Origin of the sequence: Methylobacterium tarhaniae (assembly GCF_001043955.1) — a bacterium.
Classification (GTDB): Bacteria; Pseudomonadota; Alphaproteobacteria; order Rhizobiales; family Beijerinckiaceae; genus Methylobacterium; species Methylobacterium tarhaniae.
Map to the genome: position 1 here is coordinate 1 of NZ_LABZ01000380.1, position 6036 is coordinate 6036.

6 protein-coding genes are annotated in these 6036 nt (G+C 74.1%); 3 read left to right on the forward strand and 3 right to left on the reverse strand.

Annotated elements, in window-relative coordinates; genetic code table 11:
- On the reverse strand, positions 1-364 hold a 364-nt coding region (locus tag VQ03_RS30115), incomplete at its 3' end, for an AraC family ligand binding domain-containing protein (RefSeq protein ID WP_048454615.1).
- 145 nt (positions 365-509) lie between these two features.
- On the opposite strand from VQ03_RS30115, the gene VQ03_RS30120 reads away from it, so the two are divergent.
- Positions 510-1829 (forward strand): tetratricopeptide repeat protein, encoded by a 1320-nt coding sequence (locus VQ03_RS30120; protein ID WP_048454616.1) that lies wholly within the window; start codon positions 510-512, stop codon positions 1827-1829.
- A gap of 11 nt (positions 1830-1840) precedes the next feature.
- Complete coding sequence (locus VQ03_RS30125) at positions 1841-3052, forward strand: MFS transporter (protein WP_048454617.1); 1212 nt, start codon at positions 1841-1843, stop codon at positions 3050-3052.
- On the opposite strand, the gene VQ03_RS30130 is transcribed toward VQ03_RS30125, so the two are convergent.
- Entirely contained in the window at positions 3053-3442 is a 390-nt protein-coding gene (locus tag VQ03_RS30130; protein WP_048454618.1) for a gamma-butyrobetaine hydroxylase family protein, read from the reverse strand.
- Between the two features lie 114 nt (positions 3443-3556).
- Between VQ03_RS30130 and moaA the strand changes: the two genes are divergently transcribed.
- The gene (gene moaA, locus VQ03_RS30135) at positions 3557-4606 is read left to right on the forward strand and encodes a GTP 3',8-cyclase MoaA (protein ID WP_048454619.1); all 1050 of its coding nucleotides are present in this window, start codon (positions 3557-3559) and stop codon (positions 4604-4606) included.
- 13 nt (positions 4607-4619) lie between these two features.
- Here moaA and VQ03_RS34145 read toward each other — a convergent pair.
- On the reverse strand, positions 4620-6036 hold a 1417-nt coding region (locus VQ03_RS34145; RefSeq protein ID WP_048454620.1), incomplete at its 5' end, for a PilZ domain-containing protein.

Consider the following 6036-nt stretch of genomic DNA (forward strand, 5'->3'; position numbering starts at 1 on the left):
CGTCGATCGCCGCCGCCTCGACGATGAGGGCTTGCAGCAGGGCCGAGACGCCGAACACCGTCGGATCCGCCGGCAGCCCGCGCCCGGCCGCGGCGGCGATCCACAGGCTGCGGAACTCGGCCCCGAGCAGCGAGCCGACCCGGTGCCGGTGCCCCGTCGGCAGCCATACCGCCTGCTCCGGCGAGATCACGAAGGAGCGGCCCGCCACCGCCACCGTCAGCACCCCGGAGATGGCGTAGACGACCTGGTGCCAGGCATGCGCGTGTTCCGGGAAGGCGTGGCGCGCCGGGATGGCTTGCGCCCGCACCGTGAGCGGCTGAGGCGCTGCCGCTCCGTGCGGCGTCTCGATCGTCTGCCATCGCATCCGGGCGTTCCAGTTTGGCGAAAATTCTACACGGATTGGCGCCTCGTCGAAATACGGACAGCCGGCGCTCCTCTATGCAGGAGAAGACCTTTGCTGCGCCAAGCCTCCGCCAGAGAAGAAACCTCCGCCAGAGAAGAAGACCGTCATGGCCCACCACGATCGCCGCGGCCTGCCCCTCTCGACCCGCTCCGACCGCGCCGCCGAGCGCTACCGCGCCGGTATCGACCTGCTGCTCGCCGCCTGGCCGGGCGCCGCGGAGGCACTCGATGCCGCGATCGCCGCCGATCCCGACTTCGCCCTCGCGCATGCCGCCCGGGCCCGCCTGCACGCGGTGCGCGCCGAATCGGCGGCGGCGCGGACCCGCATCACCGCCGCCGCCGCGTGCGTGGCGCAGAGAGGGACCGAGCGCGAGAGGAGCCACGTCGCCGTCCTGTCGCTGGCGATCGACGGCCAGTCGGAGGCCGCGCTGGCGCGGGCGCTCGCCCATGCCGAATCCTGGCCGCGGGACGCCCTGATCCTCTCGCTGCCGCTCGGCGCCTTCGGGCTCCTGGCCTTCTCCGGCAGGCCTGACCACGACCAGGCCCGGGTCGACCTGTGCGAGCACCACGCCCACGCCTACGCGGCCGACGACTGGTGGTTCGGGGTCTCCCGCGGCTGGGCCCATACCGAGAACGGCGCGGTGGCGCGGGGGCGGCGCCTCACCGAGCACGGCTTCGCCTTGCGGCGCGAGAACGCCAACGGCGCCCACGCCCTGTCGCATGCCCTGTTCGAGGACGGGGCCGGGCCCGAGGCCGAGGCGCTGATCGCCGGCTGGCTGCCGGGTTACGACCGCTCCGGCATCCTCCACGGCCACATCGCCTGGCACGCCGCGCTCTCGGCGCTGGAGCGCGGCGACTCCGAAGGAGCGCTGGCGATCTACGCCGAGCACGTCCGGCCCGCGGTGACGGCAGGCCTGTCGCTCAACGTGATCACCGACACGGTCTCGCTGCTCTGGCGCCTCGGCGCCTACGGGCACGACGTCCCGGCCGGCCTGTGGGACGAGGTCCGGACCTATGCGGGACCTTACTTCGCCAAGGCCGGCTTCGGCTTCGCCGACGCGCATATGGGGCTGCTCGCCGCCGCGACCGGCGACCACGCCGCCGCGCAGGCGCGCATCGACGCCCTCACCGACCTCGTCGAGGCGGGAACCCTCGCGGCGGGGCCGGTGGTGCCGGCGATCTGCCGCGCGGCGCTCGCCTTCGCGGACGGGGACCACGCGGCTTGCGCGCGGATCCTCGAACCCGTCGCGGCCGAGGTCGTGCGGATCGGCGGCAGTGGGGCGCAGCGCGAGGTGGTCGAGGACACGCTCCTCGTCGCCCTGATGCGCACCGGGGAGACCGCCAAGGCCCGCGCGCTCCTCGACCGGCGCCTCCACCGCCGCCCCTCGCCGCGCGACGCGCGCTGGCGGGCCCGGCTCACCGCCTGAGACGAGACCCGATGTCGAACCCCGCCGCCCCGCTCGCCCTGCCCGCCGCGACCGGCACCGGCAACGTGCTGCGCCTCGCCCTCGCGCAGGCGCTGGCCGGAGCCAACTCGGTCGTGGTCTACGCCACCGGCGCCGTCATCGGCAGCCGGCTGGCGCCGGATCCGGCGCTCGCCACCCTGCCGATCTCGATCTTCGTCGTCGGCATGGCCGCCTGCACCCTGCCGGCCGGGCGCATCGCCCGGGCTTACGGCCGCCGCACCGCGTTCCTGGCCGGCACCGGAAGCGGGGTGCTCGTCGGGCTCCTGGCCGCACTCGCCGTGGTGCTGTCGTCGTTCTGGCTGTTCTGCGTCGCCACCTTCTTCGGCGGCGCCTATGCGGCGGTGGTGCTGTCGTTCCGCTTCGCCGCCGCCGATTGCGTCGCGCCGGCGCTCCGGCCGCGGGCGCTCTCCGCCGTCATGGCCGGGGGCGTGTTCGCCGGCATCATCGGACCGCAGCTCGTCAGCCACACGATGGACCTGTGGCCGTCCCACGTCTTCGCCGCAACCTTCCTCGCCCAAGCCGCCGTGGCGGCGCTCTCGGCCGTGGTGCTCATGGGCGTGCGGCTGCCGGGGCCGACCAAGGCCGAGATCTCGGGCGGACGCCCGCTGGGCGAGATCGCCCGCCAGCCCCGCTTCGTCACGGCCGTCATCTGCGGGGTGGTGTCCTACCTCCTGATGAACTTCCTGATGACCGCCGCGCCGCTGGCGATGCACCTGTGCGGCTTCACGCAGGACGACGCCAATCTCGGCCTGCAATGGCACGTGATCGCGATGTATGCCCCGAGCTTCTTCACCGGGCGGCTGATCGCACGGTTCGGCGCGCCCGCCATCGTGGCGGCGGGCCTGTCGCTCACGGCGGTCGCGGCGATCGTCGGGCTGTCGGGCCTGGACCTCGCCCATTTCTGGGCCTTCCTGGTCCTGCTCGGCCTGGGCTGGAATTTCGGCTTCGTCGGCGCCTCCGCGATGGTGCTCGAGTGCCACCGGCCGGAGGAGCGGACCCGGGTGCAGTCGCTCAACGACTTCGTGGTGTTCGGCACGATGGCGCTCGGCTCGTTCTCCTCCGGCGGGCTCCTCGCCCATTACGGCTGGGACGTCGTGCTGTGGGTGTCGTTCGGGCCGCTGGCGGTGGCGGTCGCGGCGCTCAGCCTGGCGGCGGCGTTGCGGCCGGCACGGGCGGCGGGCTGATCACCGCCGCCGCGCCGGTTCCCGGCTCAGGCCGCGGGACGCCAGCTCCTCCTCGTAGCGGGCGAAGCGCGCCGCCTGCTCCTCGCCGAGGCGGCGCAGGAAGTCGAAGGCGTAGATCCCGGTATCGTGCATGTCGTCGAAGGTGAGCTTGACGGCGTAGTTGCCGACGGGCGCCACCGACAGGATCTGGACCTCGCGCTTGCCGGGGATCCATTTCCGCTCCGAGGGCGCGTGGCCCTGGACCTCGGCCGAGGGGCTCTCGACCCGCAGGTACTCCGCCGGCAGGGCGTAGGCCGCGCCGCCGGCATAGGTGACGTGGAGGGTGCGCTTGTCGCGCGACAGCCGGATCTCGGTCGGCCAATCGGCCTGGTCTGCCGCCTGCTCGGTCATGGCTTGCGTCTCCCTGCGCCTCAGGCACAACTTGCCCGCGGTCTCACGAGCGCTCATATGCAGGCTGACACCCGGCCGCCAGAGCCCGAAGTCCCGCCGAGGAAGTTGAAGCGCATGTGGGGTCCCCGTACCGACGATCCGATGCCGGCCGTGTCCGTGCCGGTGCGGCCGGCGCCGCTGATCGACCCGTTCCAGCGCGCGATCACCTACCTGCGCGTCTCGGTGACCGACCGCTGCGACCTGCGCTGCGTCTACTGCATGTCCGAGGACATGACCTTCCTGCCCAAGCGCGACCTGCTCACGCTGGAGGAGCTGGACCGGGTCTGCTCGGTCTTCGTCGCCCGCGGCGTGAGGAAGCTGCGCATCACCGGCGGCGAGCCGCTGGTGCGCCGGGACATCATGCGGCTGTTCCGCAACCTCTCGCGCCACCTCGAATCCGGGGCGCTGGAGGAGATGACGCTGACCACCAACGGCACGCGCCTGCGCCAGCACGCCGCCGAGCTGGCGGCCCTCGGCATGCGCCGGATCAACGTCTCGCTCGACACCCTCGACCCCGAAAAGTTCCGGGCGATCACCCGGCGCGGCGACCTCGACACGGTGCTCGACGGCATCGCGGCGGCCCGCGAGGCGGGCATGAAGGTCAAGATCAACGCCGTGGCGCTCAAGGGCGTCAACGAGGACGAGATCCCCGGCATGCTCGCCTGGGCCCACGGGCTCGGCATGGAGATGACGCTGATCGAGGTGATGCCCCTCGGCGACATCGAGCCCGACCGGGTCGACCAGTTCCTGCCGCTCTCGGTGGTGCGCGAGCGGCTGTCGGAGCGCCTCACCCTCACCCCGCTCCCCGACCGCACCGGGGGCCCGGCCCGCTACGTGCGGGTGGAGGAGACCGGCGGGCGGCTCGGCTTCATCACGCCGCTCACCCACAATTTCTGCGAGAGCTGCAACCGGGTGCGCCTGACCTGCACCGGCCAGCTCTACCTGTGCCTCGGCCAGGAGGACGCCGCCGACTTGCGGGCGGCCTTGCGCGCTTCCCCGGACGATGCCGTGGTGGCCGAGGCGATCCGGGAAGCGATCACCCGCAAGCCGAAGGGCCACGACTTCGTCATCGCCCGCGCGGCCAAGCCGGCGGTGCCGCGGCACATGAGCACGACGGGGGGCTGAAAGCCCCCTTCCGTCAGATCCGGAACCCCATCCGCAGCGCCCCCCAGTGCCGCCCATGGACGCGGATGGGGCTCGCCACCTCGCGCAGGGGCGGCCGGCCGGCCTCGTCCTGCGGGCAGGCCTGGACCAGGAAGGCCCGGGTCGAGCGGGCGGCGGCGAGGCCGACCCGGTCGTCGTAGAGCCGGCGCTGGCGGGCGTGCAGCGCGTTCCAGGCCGGGTCGCCGGCCCGCGGCGCCTGGGCCTGGGCGCGGTTATGGACCGGGGCGTAGCCGTTGCGGTCCACCGCGATGCAGAAGGCCGTGCGTGGGTCGGCGAGCAGCAGCGGTTCGAGGATCGGCGGCAGGAGGTCTTCCAGGGCCGGCACGGCGGCGGTGAGGTAGTGCGGCGGCTCGATCCCGGCGACGGGCCGGTAGGTCGTGTCGAACAGGGCGTGGTGCGCGAGGCGGCCCGCGGCCAGGGCCTGCTCCAGCGCCGCGGCGACCGAAGCGGCGCCACCGAGCGCCGCCGCGATCAGCGGCCGGTTCTCCTCCTCGACCGCCACCAGGGCGTCGCGCATCCGCGCCTCGGCGACCGCATCGCCGAGGGCGCAGTGCAGGCCGCGGGAACTCGCACCGACGACCTGGACCTGCATCCGGCCGATGCCGCGCAGATCGAGGGAGAGTCGGGCGCCGACCGCCGCGCCGCAGCCCTCCGGCGGGGTCAGGAGCAGCCCGCCCCGGCTCAGATCGAGCACGCGCCCGAGGCCCCAATTGCCGACCCGGACCGCGAGGTCGACGGGATAGCGGTCATGCACCCGCCGGTCGCCGATCTCCGCCTGCCGCAAGGCCGCGACGGCGCGCCCGGCGATCCCCCCGGCGAGTCCGGCGACGCCGGCCCCGGCGGATCGTGCAGCCTCCATGCGCCGGGCCGCCTCGTCGGCGGCGGCCGTCGCCGCCACCGCGTCCCCGACGAGATCCTCGGTGGAGAGGGCGAATTCCTGGGCCGCGTCGGAGAGGCGCCAGGCGGAGGCGGCTTGAGCCTCCGCCGCCGCGCTGGTCGTGGCGAAGGCCGGTCGCAGGCAGGCGAGGGACGTCGCGACACTGCCCATCGCCACCGCCCCGGGGCCGGAGAGGCGGCGGCTCAGGGCCCGCACCTCCTCCACCGCCCGGGCGGCATCGGCCGAGATGAGTCTGAACTCCTCCGCCGCCTGCCAGAGCGGCCCGCCGCCCATACCGGCGCGCGCCGCCTCGACGGTGGCGCCGAGGGCGAGGCGGTTGGCCTGCCGCGCCAGGGTCGCCACCGCCTCGACGACGCGGGCCGCATCCCGTGCGGCGCCCGCCATCTCGGCCTCGAGCACGCGGCTCTCCGCATCGGTGCGCTCGAGGTGGCGGCCGGCCTGGACCAGCACGCCGGCGAGCCCCTCGGTCTCGGCCGAGACGCTGGCGGCCGAG

What these genes read in the sequence shown, in the direction of transcription:
- VQ03_RS30120 (WP_048454616.1), top strand. Translation starts at nt 510, where the DNA reads ATGGCCCACCACGATCGCCGCGGCCTGCCCCTCTCGACCCGCTCCGAC.
- VQ03_RS30125 (WP_048454617.1), top strand. Translation starts at nt 1,841, where the DNA reads ATGTCGAACCCCGCCGCCCCGCTCGCCCTGCCCGCCGCGACCGGCACC.
- VQ03_RS30130 (WP_048454618.1), bottom strand. Translation starts at nt 3,442, where the DNA reads ATGACCGAGCAGGCGGCAGACCAGGCCGATTGGCCGACCGAGATCCGG.
- moaA (WP_048454619.1), top strand. Translation starts at nt 3,557, where the DNA reads ATGTGGGGTCCCCGTACCGACGATCCGATGCCGGCCGTGTCCGTGCCG.